This window comes from Mucilaginibacter endophyticus (assembly GCF_003351025.1).
Taxonomy (GTDB): Bacteria; Bacteroidota; Bacteroidia; order Sphingobacteriales; family Sphingobacteriaceae; genus Mucilaginibacter; species Mucilaginibacter endophyticus.
Window position 1 is genome coordinate 283,820 of record NZ_QPCG01000002.1, and the last position, 17,540, is coordinate 301,359.

Here is a 17,540-nt window from a genome sequence, read left to right on the forward strand (position 1 = left end):
GCCTGCAGTAAAAGATAAGGGGTTTACTGGCAGGCTAAATTTTCGCAAACACTTACCAACTCCTATATATCCGTCTGTTTATGCCGGTTTGCGCAGGCAAACCGGCTAACAGGCATTTTGCTATTGAAGTAGTAACCATCTCTTTATCAATACCAACCTGCCGCTGATTAAATCTCTATAAACAGGGGTACGGTATCCGGATATCAGATCTTTCAAAATCCGCAAACTTTATTAATAAAATGTTGTTGTCAGAACAAAATTAAACCGTGTTGTTTAAGTACTATCGACCCAAAACTTATTCATTTTTTGGGCTGGCATATTTAAAAAGATGATTTAACTTTAAGGCGTTCTTCATTGGTTATTTATTGCCATATTTGAAGCAAAACCGAACCAGATAATTTGAAAACATACAACCACTTATGCAGGAATTAGACCCCACCATTCTTCAAAAAGCAAACTCATGGCTTCAAGGAAATTATGATGCTGATGTAAAGCAGGAAATCCAAAAGTTAATTGACGATAAGGCGTACACCGAACTGACTGACTCATTTTATCGTGATCTGGAATTTGGTACAGGCGGCCTTCGCGGCACTATGGGGCCAGGTTCAAACCGTATTAATAAATATACCATAGGTGCGGCAACTCAAGGTTTAGCTAATTACCTGAAAAAAACATACCCAGGCGAAAAAATCAAGGTGGCAATTGCCCATGACAGCCGTAATAATGCTGATTTCTTTTCAACTATCACTGCCGAGGTTTTCTCTGCTAATGATATTCATGTTTATTTTTTCAAGGCGCTTCGCCCAACTCCTGAGCTTTCATTTGCTGTACGCCATTTAGGCTGTAAAAGTGGTGTAATGCTTACTGCATCTCACAACCCTAAAGAATATAACGGCTATAAAGCTTATGGCGCCGATGGTGGCCAGTTTGTTTCGCCTCATGACAAAGCTGTAATGGACGAAGTTGCCGCGATCAGTAGTATCGATGAGATCAAATTCAATCGCGTTGATGCTAATATTGAAGAAATAGGAGAGGATATCGACGAACTTTACCTGAGCAAGATCACTGAACTTTCTGTTTCGCCTGATGCTATTGCCCGTCAAAAAGACCTAAAAATAGTTTATTCTCCAATTCATGGTACAGGTATAACTTTAGTACCGCAAGCCTTGGAAAGATTTGGTTTCGAAAACGTGATACTGGTTGACGAGCAAATTACTCCAGATGGCAATTTCCCTACAGTAGTATATCCAAATCCAGAGGAGAAAGAAGCTTTAACACTTGCTCTTAAAAAAGCGCAGGAAGCCGACGCCGATCTTGTTTTGGCTACAGACCCTGATGCCGACCGTGTTGGTATAGCTGTAAAAGATACCAATGGTGAGTTTATCCTGCTTAATGGTAACCAAACCGGCGCAATGCTTATTAATTATTTATTAAGTGCCTGGGAAGAAAAAGGTAAGCTTACCGGCAAGGAGTATATCGTTAAAACCATTGTTACTACCAACCTTATCGAACGCATAGCAGAAGCCAAGAATGTTACTTATTATAACACGCTAACCGGCTTTAAATATATTGGCGAACTGATGACCCAATTTGAAGGTAAACAAACCTTTATTGGTGGTGGCGAAGAAAGCTATGGTTATTTAATAGGCGAATTGGTAAGGGATAAAGATGCCGTTGTTTCAAGCGCGTTCATTGCCGAAATGACTGCTTATTACAAAGATAAAGGCAGCAGCTTGTTTGAAGCCTTAATTGACACTTATGTACAATATGGTTTTTACAAAGAGAAACTGATCTCTTTAACTAAAAAAGGAAAAACCGGTGCCGAAGAGATCAAAGAGATGATGGAGAAATTCCGTACCAATCCTCCGGCTACCTTGGGTGGTTCAAAAGTTACTACGCTTAAAGATTACGAAAAACGCGTTGAAACCGACCTTGTGAACAATACAACCAAGCCAATTGAATTACCCGCGTCTGATGTTTTACAGTTCATTACCGAAGACGGAAGTATTATTTCTGCCCGTCCTTCAGGAACAGAGCCTAAAATTAAATTCTATTGCAGCGTAAACGGAAAGCTTGATAGCAAAGAAGTGTATACTGAAACCGATAAACAGCTTGATGCCAAGATTGCCTCAATTATGCAAGACCTTGGTGTTTAAAACTGATAAACACGCTATAAAAAAACCGGCTATTTGATTTAGCCGGTTTTTTTATGCCTTATTGAAAAGCTTTTACATCGTTTTTCTTGGGCGCCTTGGTCGTTCACCTGACGGCGACTGTTCGTTGCTATTACTACTTCTGTAATTACTTTGACTGTTGTAACTCCTGTTATCATTATTTCTGTTGCCGTAATTATTGCTTCGGTTATTATTGTTACCATAGCCGAAAGATTTACGTGGCGGCGGAGTTTTCTTAACAAAGTCGTCGTTTATTTTTACGCTTAATACCCGGTCGCCGATTTCGGTTCCATCTAAAGCTATTACCGCATTTTCGGCTCCCGTACGGTCTTTCATTTCAAGAAATGCGTATCCCTTGCATATTCTTGTCTTTTTATCACGCACAATTTTTATTGTTTCCACATCACCATGCGGACCTATCATTTTAACAAGTTCCAGCTCTGTCATTTCCAGAGGAAAGCCGCCTACAAATAATTTGACCATTTATAAATTGAGATTAAGATGATAGATAACCACCGTATACAAATTTCGTTTGATTTTTTTTAAATAAAGGATGTTTTTACGCTAAAAGCAAAGTTTATTTTCAATAACTAACCTTTAAGGGTAAATTACGGCATAAAGGAGGTGTTTTGCGCCTTACGCAATCACTGTTCGCAATGTGCTTAAGTGTGTAAATGAATTTCCGATCACTTTTCAAATAAGGTCAAAACTATCAAAAAAACAAAACTAAAACGCATTAGCAATGCTTCAAATCCATATATTTGAGAAGATAAACCAGGGAACAGTATGCCATTGTTCTCAAAATGACAACCTGTTAGTTTGACGTTTTAATTAGCTCATTAAGTATTTGATTTGCTGAATTTGTGTGTTTGATTAAATACCAGGCAATCAGTTGCATTATTTTTTTTAAACCTTTACAATAAAAATGAAATACATCTTCTATCTGCTCTTTTCATTATTAAGTCTTTCAGCAAATGCGTTAACTGATACCAACTCTTTACTCGAAGAACTAAAAAATGAAATAGCAAAGAAAAATGTATACGACGGGGCTAAAGATGTAAGGATTCAAAAGTTAAAAGCTTATCAATCCAAGCTTTCACAAACCGACTACGATGCCAGGTTTGATACCTGGGATAAGCTGTATACCGAATACAAATCATACCAGTTTGATTCGGCCTATGTTTATGTCGATAAAATGATATCGCTGAGCAAAGTAACCGGTAACAAAAAGAAAGAGTATTATAGCTATGTCAGGATGGCTTTCATCTTGCTCTCATCAGGCATGTTTAATGAAACCTTTGATTATTTACGTAAAGTAGATGTAAAGGCATTGAGCAATGTAGATAAGGTTGATTATTATTTTTTTTTAGGCAGATGTAATTACGACCTGGCAAAGTATAGTAATGACAAATATTTCACTCCCGATTATATTTCTGCAGGGAATAAATACATTGATTCGGCAGTTTCGTTTTGTGGTAACGACCATATAATGCATACCTACCTGCTTGCATTGCAGGATTATCAGAAAAAAGACTATAAAGAAGGGCGTATCAGGTTTAAAAAATTACTGGAAAGGGACATGCCTATCTCCATGCACCTCCGCGCTATGGTATCGTGTTCGTTAGGTGCTATCTGCCTCGAAGATAATGAACCCGAAGAGGGTTTGAACCTGATGATCCGTTCCGCGATAGCTGACATAAAATCGTCCACCCGTGAAACTGTCGCCTTATTTACCCTTGCCGAGTTATTGTATAAGCAGGATAATATTAAAGATGCCTATAGTTTTATTCAACTCGCCAAAGCTGATGCCGATTTTTACGGCGCCCGTCAACGTAAAATACAAATAGGGGCTATATTGCCGCTAATTGCCGCTGCGGAGCTCAATAATACCGAGCATCAAAAAAATCGTTTCCTGATGTTTTTATTAATTATTACCGCACTTGCCTTGCTGGTGGCGTTTTTCCTGGTGATGATTGTTAAACAATTAAAAAAGCTTAAGGTTAAGGAAGCCATCATTGAAGGGAAAAATGTGCAGTTAAACCACATTAACGGCAAATTAATTGAAGATGCTAAAATTAAGGAGGAATATATAGGGCAGTTTTTTAAAGCTATTTCGGGTTATATTGTCAAGCTCGAAAATCTTAAGATTTCGATAGATGCCAAACTCTCTATGAAGAAGTATGACGCTATTCATACATTTATAGATAACATAGATATCAAAAAAGAAAGGGAAAACCTGTACTACAGTTTTGATCATATCTTTTTAAAGATTTTCCCCAATTTCATTACGGTATTTAACAGCCTCTTTGCCGAGAAAGACCAGATCTGGCCCGATGAAGACGAAGTATTAAATACAGATCTCCGGATATTCGCGCTTATCAGAATGGGTATTGCGGATAATGAAACCATTGCTAAAATACTGGAGTATTCTGTCAATACAATCTATGTTTACAAAATGCGGATTAAAGCCAAATCTCTTCATCCGGATCAGTTTGAGCAACGCATTATGGATATCAAGGCCTTTGACTACGATTAACTTTTTTGTTACAATTAACCTCATAATAAACCTGTAAGGCCTCAAAATCTCACAGGTTTTTTTGCATAAAAGTATCATAAATGCATAAAAAAGCATTATATTTTTCGCTATATAATTTTATACAACTAATTGATTTTTAGATTTTTAAATTTAAAAAACATCGAAAAAGTTTATAAAAATATTAAAATAAGCCATTTTCACCATTGTTAACCGTTGAAAACCTTTTTCTGAGTTTATTTATAATTAAATTGCATTAGATTTTAACATGTAATAATTGTAAACCATTACATTTTTAAACGACCAGTTATTGTTAACCTTTTCCCTGTACTAACCTGCTATCCGCTGGTACAGGCATTGTTTTCATGACATTTGTGCATATGCTTTGGATATTATTTATTATGATACCGCGAAACCATATTAGCATAATTTCGTAAAAAATGTTGGAGCTCTTCTTACGGGTTAAAAACTAAACCCAATAACAAACCAATTTCAACTAAATCTCAAGTTTTATGCAAATTAAACATTTACTCAAAGTATGTTTCTTTGCTGTTTTTCTCTTTTTAATGGAGCCAGCTATGGCCCAGAATAAGGTAATAACAGGTAAAGTAACCGACAAAAAAGATGGTTCTTCGTTAATTGGCGTATCTGTTGTTACTGCTGTAGGAGCATCCGGCGGAACTATCACCAATGTCGACGGCGGGTACCGAATCTCGGTCCCCCAGAACACTACCAGCCTTACTTTTACTTACGTAGGCTATCTGAATGTCACAGTGCCAATTAATGGCCGCACTTCAATTGATGTGCAAATGGAATCGGCCAGTAAGGCGTTAAATGAAGTTGTAGTAATTGGCTACGGTACCCAGCGTGTACGCGACGCTACGGGTTCGGTAGCCTCATTAAGCACTAAAGATTTTAACAAAGGTGTAATTTCAACGCCGGATCAGTTACTTCAAGGCCGCATCTCGGGCGTACAAGTTACCCCTTCAAGTGGCGAGCCTGGAGCAGGCGCTACAATCGCTATTCGTGGTGCCGGTTCTATCCGTTCCGGAGACGGACCTCTTTATGTAGTTGATGGTGTGCCATTGGACAATGGTGGCGGTACAAGCGGTGGTTATGGTGTTGGTGCAGGTAGCTCATCTGCCCGTAACCCTTTGGCATTCTTAAATCCAGCCGATATCGAAAATATATCTGTATTAAAGGATGCATCGTCTGCTGCTATTTATGGTTCACGCGGTGCAAACGGCGTAATTTTAATTACTACCCGCAAAGGACGCAAGGGCCAGGGTATTCAATTTTCATCAAACACAAGTATTTCAAGTACGGCTAAACGTTATGATGTACTGGGCAGAGACGCGTTTTTGAAAGCGGTAGCGGCGGTTGGCGCTAATGCAAGCCCTGTTGCAGATGGGGGTATTGATTACGGCGGCAATACCGATTGGCAAAAACAAATTTTCCGCAGCCCTATATCTCAAAATTACAACCTGAGCCTGGGTGGGGCAAGCAAAGATAATACGGCAAGTTTCCGGGCTTCTTTTGGTTATGATGACCAACAGGGTATCGTGAAAAACTCCGGATTAAAACGCTTGAACGGTCGTATCAATGCTTCCAAATCGTTCTTAAATGACAGGATCAAGTTAGACCTCCAGTCAACCTATTCAAATGTTAAAAACCAATACGCCCCAATCACAAATAACGCCGGCTTTAACGGAAGCTTAGTAGGTGCTGCGATACAGCTAAACCCTACAGCACCGGTATTTGACGCGCAAGGCAGGTATTTTAACTTAAATGGATACAATGACGCCGGTTATCCTAATGGTAACAGTTTCAGGAACCCCGTGTCATTATTAAACCAGATAGACGACAGGGACAACATCAATAGGTTTTTAAATAACCTTACACTCACTTTAAAGTTATTTGAAGGCCTTTCATACAAAGGCAACTTTGGAGCTGACATATCAAGAGGATTAAGAAAAACATTTTATGATCCTAAAATAGTTGGTTATACCGATGCTATCGGTATCAGGCAGGTAAACTTCCCTTCGCCAACAGGTAACGGTACTGCCATTCTTACGCATAACGAATTAACCAATTATACAACTGAGCATACCTTAAACTACGATAAGAAGTGGAAGGATGGAAGTTCGCTCACCGCTTTGGCTGGTTACTCATATCAAACTTTTAAAAACTTTAACCGTAACGAGTTTGGTTTTGGCACTTCAACAGCCGGCGTATTGGTTAAAAATTATAATGATTTTAAAACCCATCTGCCTTACCCGGTTGGTGATAGCTCAAGCTATAAACTGCAATCATACTTTGCACGTGTAAATTATTCTTACAAAGACCGCTATATCGTTACTGGTACAATCAGGAGGGATGGTTCATCACGTTTTGGTGCTAACCACAAATACGGTAACTTCCCGGCTTTGGCTGTTAAATGGCGTATAACCAATGAGAGCTTTATGCCTAAAGATGGCCTTTTTGATGATTTGAGCCTTAGGTTAAATTATGGTAAAACAGGCAACCAGGAAATCCCTGCATATGCTTCATTACCGGTTCAGCAATTACAGGATTTCCCAGGTGCGGTTGTTGCTCCTTTATACCAGGCCAATCCTGATCTGAAATGGCAAACCAATACCACCTATGGTGCTGGTCTTGATTTCTCGATCATAAAAGGAAGGTTAACAGGTTCTGTCGATTACTTTAATAAATCAATTAAAGACCTGCTTTTTTTCCAGGATATCGCCCAGCCAACGTTCTCTTCAAGGATTTATAAAAACCTGGACGGTAACGTAATCAACAAAGGTGTCGAAGTAGGATTAAACCTTGCAGCTATTCAACAAAAAGACTTTAGCTGGGATGTGGCTTACAACATGACTTTTATAAGCAATACGCTTAAAAACTTCAAAAACTACATTGTGACAGGTAACATCGACGGACAAGGCCTTTCAGGTGCTTATTCACAGTTGATCACCAATGGCGTGCCGCTTTATACCTTCAACGTTCCAAATTATAAGGGCCTTGATGCAAACGGCTTCAGTATCTATCCTCAGGGTGTTGACGTATCTTCATTACAGGGAAGTCCTAACCCTAAATTCACCGCCAGCTTAACCAATAACTTTAATTATAAAAACTGGAGCTTAAGCTTCTTCCTGAATGCGGCCACTGGTTTCTATATTTACAATAACACTGCAAACGCGTTCTTTTACAAAGGCAACCTTGTTAGCGGTCGTAACGTAACAAAAGAAGTAGCAGCAACCAATGAAAACCCGCTTAACTCTGGTGAGGTATCAACTCGTTTTCTTGAAAAAGGTGATTTCTTAAGATTAAGTAACGCCACATTAGGGTATACATTCCCGCTTAAATCTAAGGCGATAAAAACTTTAAGAGTATCATTTACAGGACAGAATTTATTCCTGATCACCGGCTACTCTGGCTTGGATCCTGAAATTAACACAGATAAACAACGAAACGATGTGGCTTCAAAGGGTATCGATTATACCTCATATCCTAAAGCCCGCATATTCACTTTTGGTTTAAACGCAGGCTTTTAATAACATGAAAATGAAAAATATTACATCACGAGCAGCGCTATGTAGCTTAGTTCTGATAACAGCAGCCGGTTGTGCAAAACTGGATGAAAAACTTTACGGATCTAAATCGTTATATGGTAACAATGCCGGATCCGCCGAACTTAATGGTGTTTACACGCAATTATACGGGCAAACCGACCAGGCTAATACCTACGCATTACAGGAACATCCAACCGATGAAATGATGGGCCCAACCCGCGGTACCGACTGGGGCGATTTCGGCACATGGCGCAAATTGCATACCCATACCTGGACACCTACACACAATCAGGTAAATGATACCTGGGATCAGTTAAACATTGGTGTATTCCGCGCTACACAGGTTATCTCAAAAGCTACAGATAATAACATTAAAGCACAGGCAAGTTTTTTACGCGCTTACTTTATGTTCCAGGTAGTTGATTTGTACGGCCAGCAGCCAATGCGCGACCCGGATGCGCCAACTTCATCAATCCCTACGGTTATGAAACGTGCGGAAGCTACTGATTTCATGATCAAAGATCTGGAATTTGCCGAAGCTAACCTGGCAGCCACCACTGCAAATATTGGTGTAGCTAATAAGGCCGCTGCCCAGGCATTACTGGCGAAGATTTACCTCAACAGGGCTGTTTATGCAGCAACCACTGTTGGAGGTCCCTTTACCTTCGCCAAAGCCGATATGGATAAGGTGATCGAATATGCCAATAAGGTTACCGCTGCAGGATATACCTTAGAACCTGCAGGCAAGTATTTCCAGGATTTTGCATGGGACAATTCAGAGGAATCTCACGGAAACATATTTGGTTTCTATAACACGGCAACATCTTCGCCTGCTCCGGCCAAAAACCGTTGGAGAATGGGCTTGCATTACAATCAAACTCCGGATGGCTGGAATGGCTTCACAACACTGGCCGATTTCTATAATTCATTTGAAGCAACCGACGAACGTCGCGGTGTAGATTATCCGGGTTTGACTGATAAAATTGGATTGAGAGCTGGTTTTGCAGTTGGGCAGCAATATGGCCCTGGTCATAAAGCTTTGACACAACGTAGCGGTAAGCCATTGGTTTTTACCCCCGATGTTAACCTTAACTTCTCAACAGAGGCGCAAGGCATCAGGGTATTCAAATACTTCCCTCAGCCAAAAGCAGATAACACCGTTAATGATGACAATACATCAAATGACTACGTGATTTTACGCTATGCCGACGTTGTACTTGAAAAAGCAGAGGCTATTTTGCGCGGTGGTACAGATCCCTCAGGCCAAACGGCATTGCAGCTTGTCAATTCTATCCGCACACCTCGTGGCGCAACAGCCTTAACTACTGTTGATCTTACCGCAATGCTTGCAGAAAGGGGCCGTGAGCTTTACTGGGAAGGCTGGAGAAGAAATGACCTGATCCGCTTTGAGAAATTTAACGATCCGGTTGATCAGCGCCCGGCAAAAACCGATAAAAGCAAAACGGTATATCCTATACCTCAACGCGCGGTTGATACCAACCCTAACCTTAAACAAAACGCAGGTTATTAATATTTGAGATTTATTTGATTGAAAGGAACGTAGCGGAAATTTCCGCTACGTTTGTTTTTTCGCAAAGTATATGCATTCAAAAACACCCCTGTTTCTAATTTTCATAGCCTTTACTACTCTTTGCGCCTGTAATGGTGTTAATAAACAAACACTGTTTACCCTGCAAAATAATGAAGCCCTTGGGATAAATTTTGCCAATAAACTCAATGACCAGGACCGCACAAACGTTTTTACCTTTCGTAATTATTATAACGGCGGCGGTGTTGCTATTGGTGATGTTAACAACGACGGATTAAACGATGTTTACCTAACCTCTAACATGGGCGGCAACCAACTTTATATCAATAAAGGGAATTGGAAGTTTGAGAACGTAACGGATAAGGCAGGAGTTAAAGGTACCAAATACTGGAGCACCGGAGCTACCATGGTTGATATCAACGGCGATGGCTGGCTTGATATTTATGTTTGTCATAGCGGTAACGCCCGCGGTAACGAAAAGGGCAATGAACTATTCATTAATCAGCATGACGGCACGTTTAAGGAAGAAGCCCAAAAGTATGGCCTGGTGGATAACGGATTATCAACCCAGGCCATATTTTTTGACTACGACAATGATGGCGATCTGGATTGCTTTGTATTGAATAACTCTTTCAGACCTATAGAATCATTTGATTTTAGTAAAAATTTACGGGCCGTAGTTGACGAACTGGGTGGCGCGCGCCTGTATCGCAATGATGGTGGTCATTTTACAAACGTTACCAAAGAGGCAGGAATATATTCAAGTGACATCGGTTTTGGCTTGGGTGTTTCTGTAGCTGATATAAACCAGGACGGCTATCCCGACATTTATGTTTCTAATGATTTTTTTGAACGCGATTATCTTTACATCAATCAAAAAAATGGGACTTTTAAAGAAGATATCCAAAATGAAACCGGGCACCTGAGCCTGGCCTCAATGGGTTCGGATATCGCCGATATTAATAACGATGGGCGGTACGATATCTTCACCACTGAAATGTTGCCCGAAGGCGATCAGCGGTTAAAAAAGATGACTTCGTTTGAATCATATGATGTAATCAAGGCTAAACAGCGCGATGGCTATTATAATCAATACATGCAAAACTGTTTGCAGATCCGTAATGCAGATGGTACGTTTTCCGAAACTGCATTTTACTCAGGCGTAGCAGCTACAGACTGGAGCTGGGGGGCATTAATGTTTGATATGGATAATGACGGATGGAAAGATATTTTTGTATCGAATGGCATCTATAAAGATCTTACCGACCAGGATTATATTGAGTTTTTAGGCAATCGCGATAACATGGCAAAAATTGCCGAAGGCCGAAAGAAATTTGATTACAAAGACTTTACGGATAAAATGGCGTCATCGCCTATTTCCAACTATGCTTATTTGAATAATCATAATCTTACGTTTACCAATAAGTCGGCCGATTTCGGTTTGGATAATCCTGGTTTTAGCAATGGCTCATCTTACGCCGATCTTGATAATGACGGCGATAACGATCTTATTGTAAATAATGAAAACGCGCCGGTATCTATTTTTAAGAACAATGCCGAAAAAAATGGGAATCATCATATTCAGCTAAAATTAAAAGGGGCAGGGCTAAATACATTTGGGATAGGCACTACCATAAAGGTTTTCATGAAAGGCAGTTCGCTGATTTATTACAATCAGCCTACCAGGGGCTTCCAAAGCTGCACGTCGCCTAATTTACTTACTATCGGCATCGGTAAGTACCAATCAATTGATTCGGTACAGGTGATATGGCCCGGCAACAATTACCAGTTACTGAAAAATGTAGCTGCTGATCGGGTTTACACGATTAAACAGACTGATGCCAGCCTTAAATACAATTGGACGAAGCCAGTTGCCAAAACAATGTTTGCTGATGTTACCAAATCAATATTTGATAGTATTCCGCGGCATAAGGAGGATGATTTTATTGATTTTGACAACGAGCGTCTGATGTTGCAAATCTTATCAACAGAAAATCCTTATATGACAACCGGCGACGTTAACGGTGACGGACTTACTGATTTTTACTTTGGCAGTTCGAAAAATAGTTTCGCAGCTATCTATATACAACAAAAAGATGGGCGGTTTAAACAAACCATTCCGGAAGATTTCAAAAAGCAGGAATATCTGGAAAATGCTGGAGCTGTTTTTGGCGACTTTGATGGCGACGGCGACCAGGACCTGATAATAGGAGTAGGAGGCAATGCTGATGAAGCCGAAACCCCGGTTTACAATCCGCGCTTTTTTGTAAATGATGGCAAAGGAAATTTCCGTCGCGATCCTGACAGAACATTACATGCAGCGGTTAACGCTTCTGTAATTGTTTCGGCAGATTATGATGGCGACGGCAAGCCCGATCTGTTTGTAGGAGGGAGAAGTGTTCCCGGGCTTTATGGCTGTTCGCCACAATCATTTGTTTTTCATAATGATGGCAATGGTCATTTTACCGATGTATCCAAAGCAGTACTGGGAAATGATACAAAATTGGGTATGGTAACAGCGGCAAAATGGGCCGATATTGATAATAACGGCTCACCAGATTTGATAGTTGCCGGAAATTGGATGGGTATCAGGATCTTTAAAAACAATAAAGGAAAATTTGCTGAAGATAAGCAGCTCACTAACTACAAAGGCTGGTGGAGCAGTCTTGAAGTTGCCGATGTAGATGGCGATGGCACTCTTGATATTATTGGTGGCAATATTGGCCTTAATTTAAAGTTCAGGGCATCAGCTAATCAACCGATGGAAATCCATGTGAAGGATTTCGATAATAACGGCACCAAAGAATGTGTAACTTCTATGTATAAAAGCGATGGCGTAAACTACGTTTTTCATATGAAACCGGATCTGGTTGGTCAGATGCCTATCCTTAAAAAACGATTTTTAAGGTATATCGATTACGCGGGCAAGCCTTTTACGGAAGTATTTACAGCCGAAATGCTTGACGGTGCAGAAGTGCATCAAATGAACTTTTTGGCCTCGGCCGTGTTTTTAAATAGGGGCGGTAAATTTACATGTAAACCATTACCTGCAGATGCTCAGCTATCTATGGTAAATACTATTCTATGTGCTGACTTAGATAATTCAGGCACTAAGAAGATTATTTTAGGCGGTAATTTTTATGGCTTTAAACCGGAAGTTGGTAGACTTGATGCTAATCGCGGCCTGGTTTACGAGTACACAAAAAATGGATTTACGTATTTTTCCGCCAACCAAACAGGCCTCAATTTAAACGGCCAGGTACGCTCATCGGTAGCTATTAAAAATGCGGCAGGCAAAAATTATTATATGTTCGGCATTAATGACGAACCGCTTAAAGCTTATGAACTACGCTAATACCCCAATAATGCTGCTTAACAGATCTATTTTTAACTATTTCTTTATCCTGCTTTGCATTGGTGTGGTCAGCTTGTTTTCCTGCAAGCCTAAAAAAGCAGGGGAAGGCGTATTTAAACTACTTCCAGCCAATGAAACGGGGGTTTCCTTTGTAAATAAGAATATTGTATCCGATTCGGTTAATATTTTAGACTATCTCTATTTCTACAATGGGGCAGGCGTAGCTTCCGCAGATTTTAATAACGATGGTCTTCCTGATCTTTATTTTGTATCAAACCAGGGCCCGAACAAACTGTATATCAACAAAGGAGGGATGAAGTTTGAAGATATTACAGATAGGGCGGGTGCTGCCGGTACTGGCAATTGGAAAACAGGCGTAACAGTAGTTGACATTAACGGCGATGGGTTTAAAGATATTTATGTTAGCGTAGTATCCGGCTATAAAACTTTTAGGGGTAAAAACCAGCTTTATATCAATAACGGAAATCTAACTTTCACTGAAAGCGCCGCCAAATATGGGCTTGACTTTGCAGGGCTATCCACCCAGGCTTCGTTTTTTGATTATGACAAGGATGGCGATCTGGATATGTTCTTGCTTACTTCTTCAGTTCATAGCAATGATACTTACGGTGATTCTACTCAACGATTCAAATATAGTCATGATGCAGGCGATCATCTTTTCAGGAACGATAATGGACACTTTACGGATGTAAGCGCGGGTTCAGGTATTTATTCGGCTCCCATTGGCTACGGGTTGGGTGTAAGCGTAGGTGACTTAAACAATGATGGCTGGGATGATATTTACGTTAGTAATGACTTTTTTGAGCAGGACTATTATTATGTCAATCAACATAACGGAACTTTCAAGGAACAATTGAAAAGCGCCTTCGGGCATACCAGCCTGTTTTCGATGGGTAATACCATCAGCGATATTAATAAAGATGGTCATCTGGATGTGCTCAGTACTGATATGCTTCCCGAAGAAATGAGAGTGCTCCGCTCAACCATAAATGACGAGCCTTTGGATATTTATAACCAGGAAGTTAACGCGGGCTATTACTATCAATACTCAAAAAATTGCCTGCAACTGAATGTTGGCAACGGGAATAAGTTTGTTGATTTAAGTTTATATAGCGGCGTATCGGCTACCGACTGGACTTGGTCGCCCCTGGTGCAGGATTTTGATATGGATGGTAAGAAAGACATGTTCTTCTCCAACGGAATCAAGCGCCGCCTGAATGATATGGATTACCTGAAATACCTTGGTGACCCCATGGTGATGCAGGCCTACAAAGAGAACCGTGTTTTTGATAAGGAAAAGATCAATAAAATGCCTGAAGGGGGGGTGCATAACTACTTTTATCATGGCGATGATAAGTTGAAATTCACGGATGCGTCTTCGACAAATGACATGCAGCAGCCCTCCATATCGGCTGGTTCAGTAGCAGTTGATTTGGATAATGACGGCGATTTAGATATTGTAACCAACAATATGGACGAGCCGGCATACATCTATAACAATACAACTATAGAAAACAGTAAAGAGAATAAGCCGACTTATCTTAAATATACTGTAAAATATAATCTTTTAAACCGCGATGGTATTGGTACTAAATTGTTCCTTAAATCAAAAAAACATATCGATCACCAGGAAATACAGACCAGTAATGCCTATGAGAGCAATTTAAACAATGAGCTTCTTTTCACCTTTGCACCTGATGATAAACCGGAGTCATTATTGGTAGTATGGCCAGATAATAGCTACGAGCTGATCAAAGATTTTAATCCCGGACAAAAAAGTATTCTAAGATATAACCCTCAAACCATTGATAATCGCAAACCGGTGACTGAAGTTATTGACGCGTTTATCAGTGACAGAAAACAATTAGATTATAAACCAATACAATCAAGACTTCTGGCGTCGGTTAAAACCTTTGACACACCTGATTTTAATTACTACTCCCTTTTACCGCACACTTATTTACAGCACACACCGGCATTAGCCGTAGCCGACATTAACAACGATGGCATTGATGATATTTATGTAGGAGGCATTGTCGATGAAGAAAAATACATTCTGGCAGGTGATAAATCGGGCGGATTTAAAAAAATAAAAGTGCCACTGTTTGATCAGTATAAAAACACAGCCGACGAACAGGCTATCTGGGCCGATGTCAACAACGACGGTAAGCCCGACTTGATCGTGATCAGCGCCAATCATCCATTTCTTGAAACAGAAAAGTTGGTTCAGCCACGCCTGTATATAAATAAAGGGAACTTTCAATTTGAATATCAGCCATTGCCTAAGCTTAATTACCAGGCGTCAAAAATTACCTTATTTGATTTTAATGGTGACGGCTTGAATGATATTTTATTTACCAGCGCAGTTTCATTTAAAGATTATACAAGCGTTGTCCCTTCCTCGATATTACTAAATAAAGGCAACGGAGTGTTTGAAATTAGCCGCAGCAAAACTTATGATGAAGTCACAAACCTGCAATACGTTACCAGCATAACAGCAACAGATATCGATCACAACGGCAAACCCGATTTGCTGATCACTGCCGAATGGCAACCGGTTTATATTTTCCTGAATGATGGAAAAACCTTAAAACGTTTTTCATCGCCGGTTTTGGATAAAGAGAAAGGCTGGTGGCAATCTGCTATGGTAACCGATGTTGATGGTGACGGTAAAGCTGACCTTATTGCCGGGAACTGGGGGCTTAACAATAAATACAACGTAACAGCAGATCAACCCCTTTACGCCTATAATACCGATTTGGACAAAGATGGCAAAAACGATCTGATCCTATCATACTTTTATAAAGATCTGTATTACCCGTTTCGTCCTAAAAATGATTTGGAGCAGGAGCTTCCGTACCTTAAAAAGGAATGGCTTAGTTATCAAAAAATGGCCGACAAAACCACTTCAGAAATATTTAAGGATAAACTTGATGACAATAACCGTCTAAGTGTAAATCAATTTAATAGCATTTTCGTGAGTGATGTGCTTCATGCATCTTCCATGGTGCCGCTGCCATACCTGTATCAGCAGGCTCCACTCAAATCGCTGTTAAAAGATAGTAATGGCGATATATTGCTGAACGGAAACTTTTGGGGTGTGGTACCTTATGAAGGCAAATATGATGCACTTGGGTTAGCAAATCTTCGTTATAATAAACAAAACAAGCAATTTGATACCCCAACTTATTTAATAAATGCAGCGGTTAATTCACAGGAAATCACATATCTGGCCCCAGTTAAGACATCAACAAACGCTAATACCTATCTCGCGGTAACCTATGATGGTCGTTTAATGTTGTTAAGCAAATAAGGGATTAAAGTATTGGATAATATATTTTAGTGATCCATTTTGATGTGTCTTTTTGTGCCAGCCTATCTGTAATCAGCGATTGAAAAGGCATAGCAGGGGATACCAACCGGTGATCTTTCATGTATATTTTCATTTGCATCAAGGCGTTGTTCACTGTATTCTGCCCCCCGCGTACATCAGCTACCAGTAAATTACCACCTTTGGGTATATTGTTTATGGTAGTATTTTGAAGTGGATTGATCTTTTTATTGATTGGCAGGGCAACGTTCACCTGATAAATGTGCTCATCGGTTTGAGTAACGTTAAGCATCGGAAAATTTGTCTGCTCTGCACCCTGGCTACCAGCCTCCTGTTTCAAAGTTGTAACTGTATTATAGATATCCTTTAATGGAGGATACGCAGGATAAGTGGTTGCAGAAACAAGTAAAACTGTATCCTTAGCGTGGTTAAGGTAAATTTTATAACCATACGCGTTTCGCTCATCCTCAAGAAAATGCTTAAGATTTAGCAGCAATTCGGCTACCCGGTTTTCGGCACTCCTGGTTTTTAAATAATTAGTCACACGCGACAAAAAGCCGACATTGCTATCGTCAATCGCGTCCCATTTAAATTTTACAGAGCCTTCGGCATCGGCAAAATAACTAACTTCACCAGTGAAGATTAAATTATCTTTCAATAATTTGAGATGTGTACTGCCATTGGTCATTTTATCTACGCTGATCCGTATATCTCTAAAGCTGTAGTCATTGCTGTCGGCTTTTGTGCCGGGCCACCATTTGTCCCATCCGTTTTTAGTAGTTAAAAATTTAGCAGCGATAGCATCTGAAGTATCAATAGACAGATCTTGTGCGATAACAAGTTTTTCAGGAAGTAATAAATATGCCCCAACTGTAATAACAATTAAGGCAGCGAATCCAATAAAAAAGTTCTTCTTCATTTAGTTTATAAGGCCCGGATAGCCGGGATGATAAATTTAATAATATCGCTTGTATTAGCGGAAACATATCCTTCTTTTTATTAAAA

Annotated in this window: 8 protein-coding genes; 6 read left to right on the plus strand and 2 right to left on the minus strand. The window is 40.0% G+C overall.

The window, feature by feature from the left end; all coding sequences use genetic code 11:
- The first annotated feature begins 419 nt into the window (after positions 1–419).
- Positions 420–2,156: a phospho-sugar mutase gene (locus DUL71_RS08670; protein WP_114937730.1), complete on the plus strand. Its 1,737-nt coding sequence runs from the start codon at positions 420–422 to the stop codon at positions 2,154–2,156.
- Between the two features lie 72 nt (positions 2,157–2,228).
- Here DUL71_RS08670 and DUL71_RS08675 read toward each other — a convergent pair whose 3' ends face one another.
- Positions 2,229–2,657, minus strand: coding sequence for an RNA recognition motif domain-containing protein (locus tag DUL71_RS08675; protein WP_114937731.1), 429 nt, complete (start codon positions 2,655–2,657; stop codon positions 2,229–2,231).
- Between the two features lie 442 nt (positions 2,658–3,099).
- Here DUL71_RS08675 and DUL71_RS08680 point away from each other — a divergent pair, with 442 nt between their 5' ends.
- From DUL71_RS08680 to DUL71_RS08700, 5 genes are all read left to right on the plus strand, one after another.
- On the plus strand, positions 3,100–4,710 hold the full coding sequence (locus DUL71_RS08680; RefSeq protein WP_114937732.1) for a DUF6377 domain-containing protein: 1,611 nt from the start codon (positions 3,100–3,102) through the stop codon (positions 4,708–4,710).
- Between the two features lie 575 nt (positions 4,711–5,285).
- On the plus strand, positions 5,286–8,261 hold the full coding sequence (locus DUL71_RS08685; protein WP_161964401.1) for a SusC/RagA family TonB-linked outer membrane protein: 2,976 nt from the start codon (positions 5,286–5,288) through the stop codon (positions 8,259–8,261).
- 10 nt (positions 8,262–8,271) lie between these two features.
- On the plus strand, positions 8,272–9,810 hold the full coding sequence (locus DUL71_RS08690; RefSeq protein ID WP_208645507.1) for a RagB/SusD family nutrient uptake outer membrane protein: 1,539 nt from the start codon (positions 8,272–8,274) through the stop codon (positions 9,808–9,810).
- A gap of 70 nt (positions 9,811–9,880) precedes the next feature.
- Positions 9,881–13,183, plus strand: coding sequence for a VCBS repeat-containing protein (locus DUL71_RS08695; RefSeq protein WP_114937735.1), 3,303 nt, complete (start codon positions 9,881–9,883; stop codon positions 13,181–13,183).
- Positions 13,170–16,517, plus strand: a complete 3,348-nt coding sequence (locus tag DUL71_RS08700; protein WP_161964402.1) for an FG-GAP repeat domain-containing protein — start codon at positions 13,170–13,172, stop codon at positions 16,515–16,517. The genes DUL71_RS08695 and DUL71_RS08700 overlap by 14 nt, the downstream gene beginning before the upstream one ends.
- 4 nt (positions 16,518–16,521) lie before the next feature.
- Here DUL71_RS08700 and DUL71_RS08705 read toward each other — a convergent pair whose 3' ends face one another.
- Positions 16,522–17,454 carry a GyrI-like domain-containing protein gene (locus tag DUL71_RS08705; protein WP_114937737.1) on the minus strand — a complete coding sequence of 311 codons (933 nt, stop codon included), beginning with the start codon at positions 17,452–17,454 and terminating at the stop codon, positions 16,522–16,524.
- Positions 17,455–17,540: the final 86 nt, after the last annotated feature.

Bases quoted from the DNA above. Each gene is read 5' to 3' on its own strand.
- DUL71_RS08670 (WP_114937730.1), top strand. From the start codon at position 420: ATGCAGGAATTAGACCCCACCATTCTTCAAAAAGCAAACTCATGGCTT.
- DUL71_RS08675 (WP_114937731.1), bottom strand. From the start codon at position 2,657: ATGGTCAAATTATTTGTAGGCGGCTTTCCTCTGGAAATGACAGAGCTG.
- DUL71_RS08680 (WP_114937732.1), top strand. From the start codon at position 3,100: ATGAAATACATCTTCTATCTGCTCTTTTCATTATTAAGTCTTTCAGCA.
- DUL71_RS08685 (WP_161964401.1), top strand. From the start codon at position 5,286: ATGGCCCAGAATAAGGTAATAACAGGTAAAGTAACCGACAAAAAAGAT.
- DUL71_RS08690 (WP_208645507.1), top strand. From the start codon at position 8,272: ATGAAAAATATTACATCACGAGCAGCGCTATGTAGCTTAGTTCTGATA.
- DUL71_RS08695 (WP_114937735.1), top strand. From the start codon at position 9,881: ATGCATTCAAAAACACCCCTGTTTCTAATTTTCATAGCCTTTACTACT.
- DUL71_RS08700 (WP_161964402.1), top strand. From the start codon at position 13,170: ATGAACTACGCTAATACCCCAATAATGCTGCTTAACAGATCTATTTTT.
- DUL71_RS08705 (WP_114937737.1), bottom strand. From the start codon at position 17,454: ATGAAGAAGAACTTTTTTATTGGATTCGCTGCCTTAATTGTTATTACA.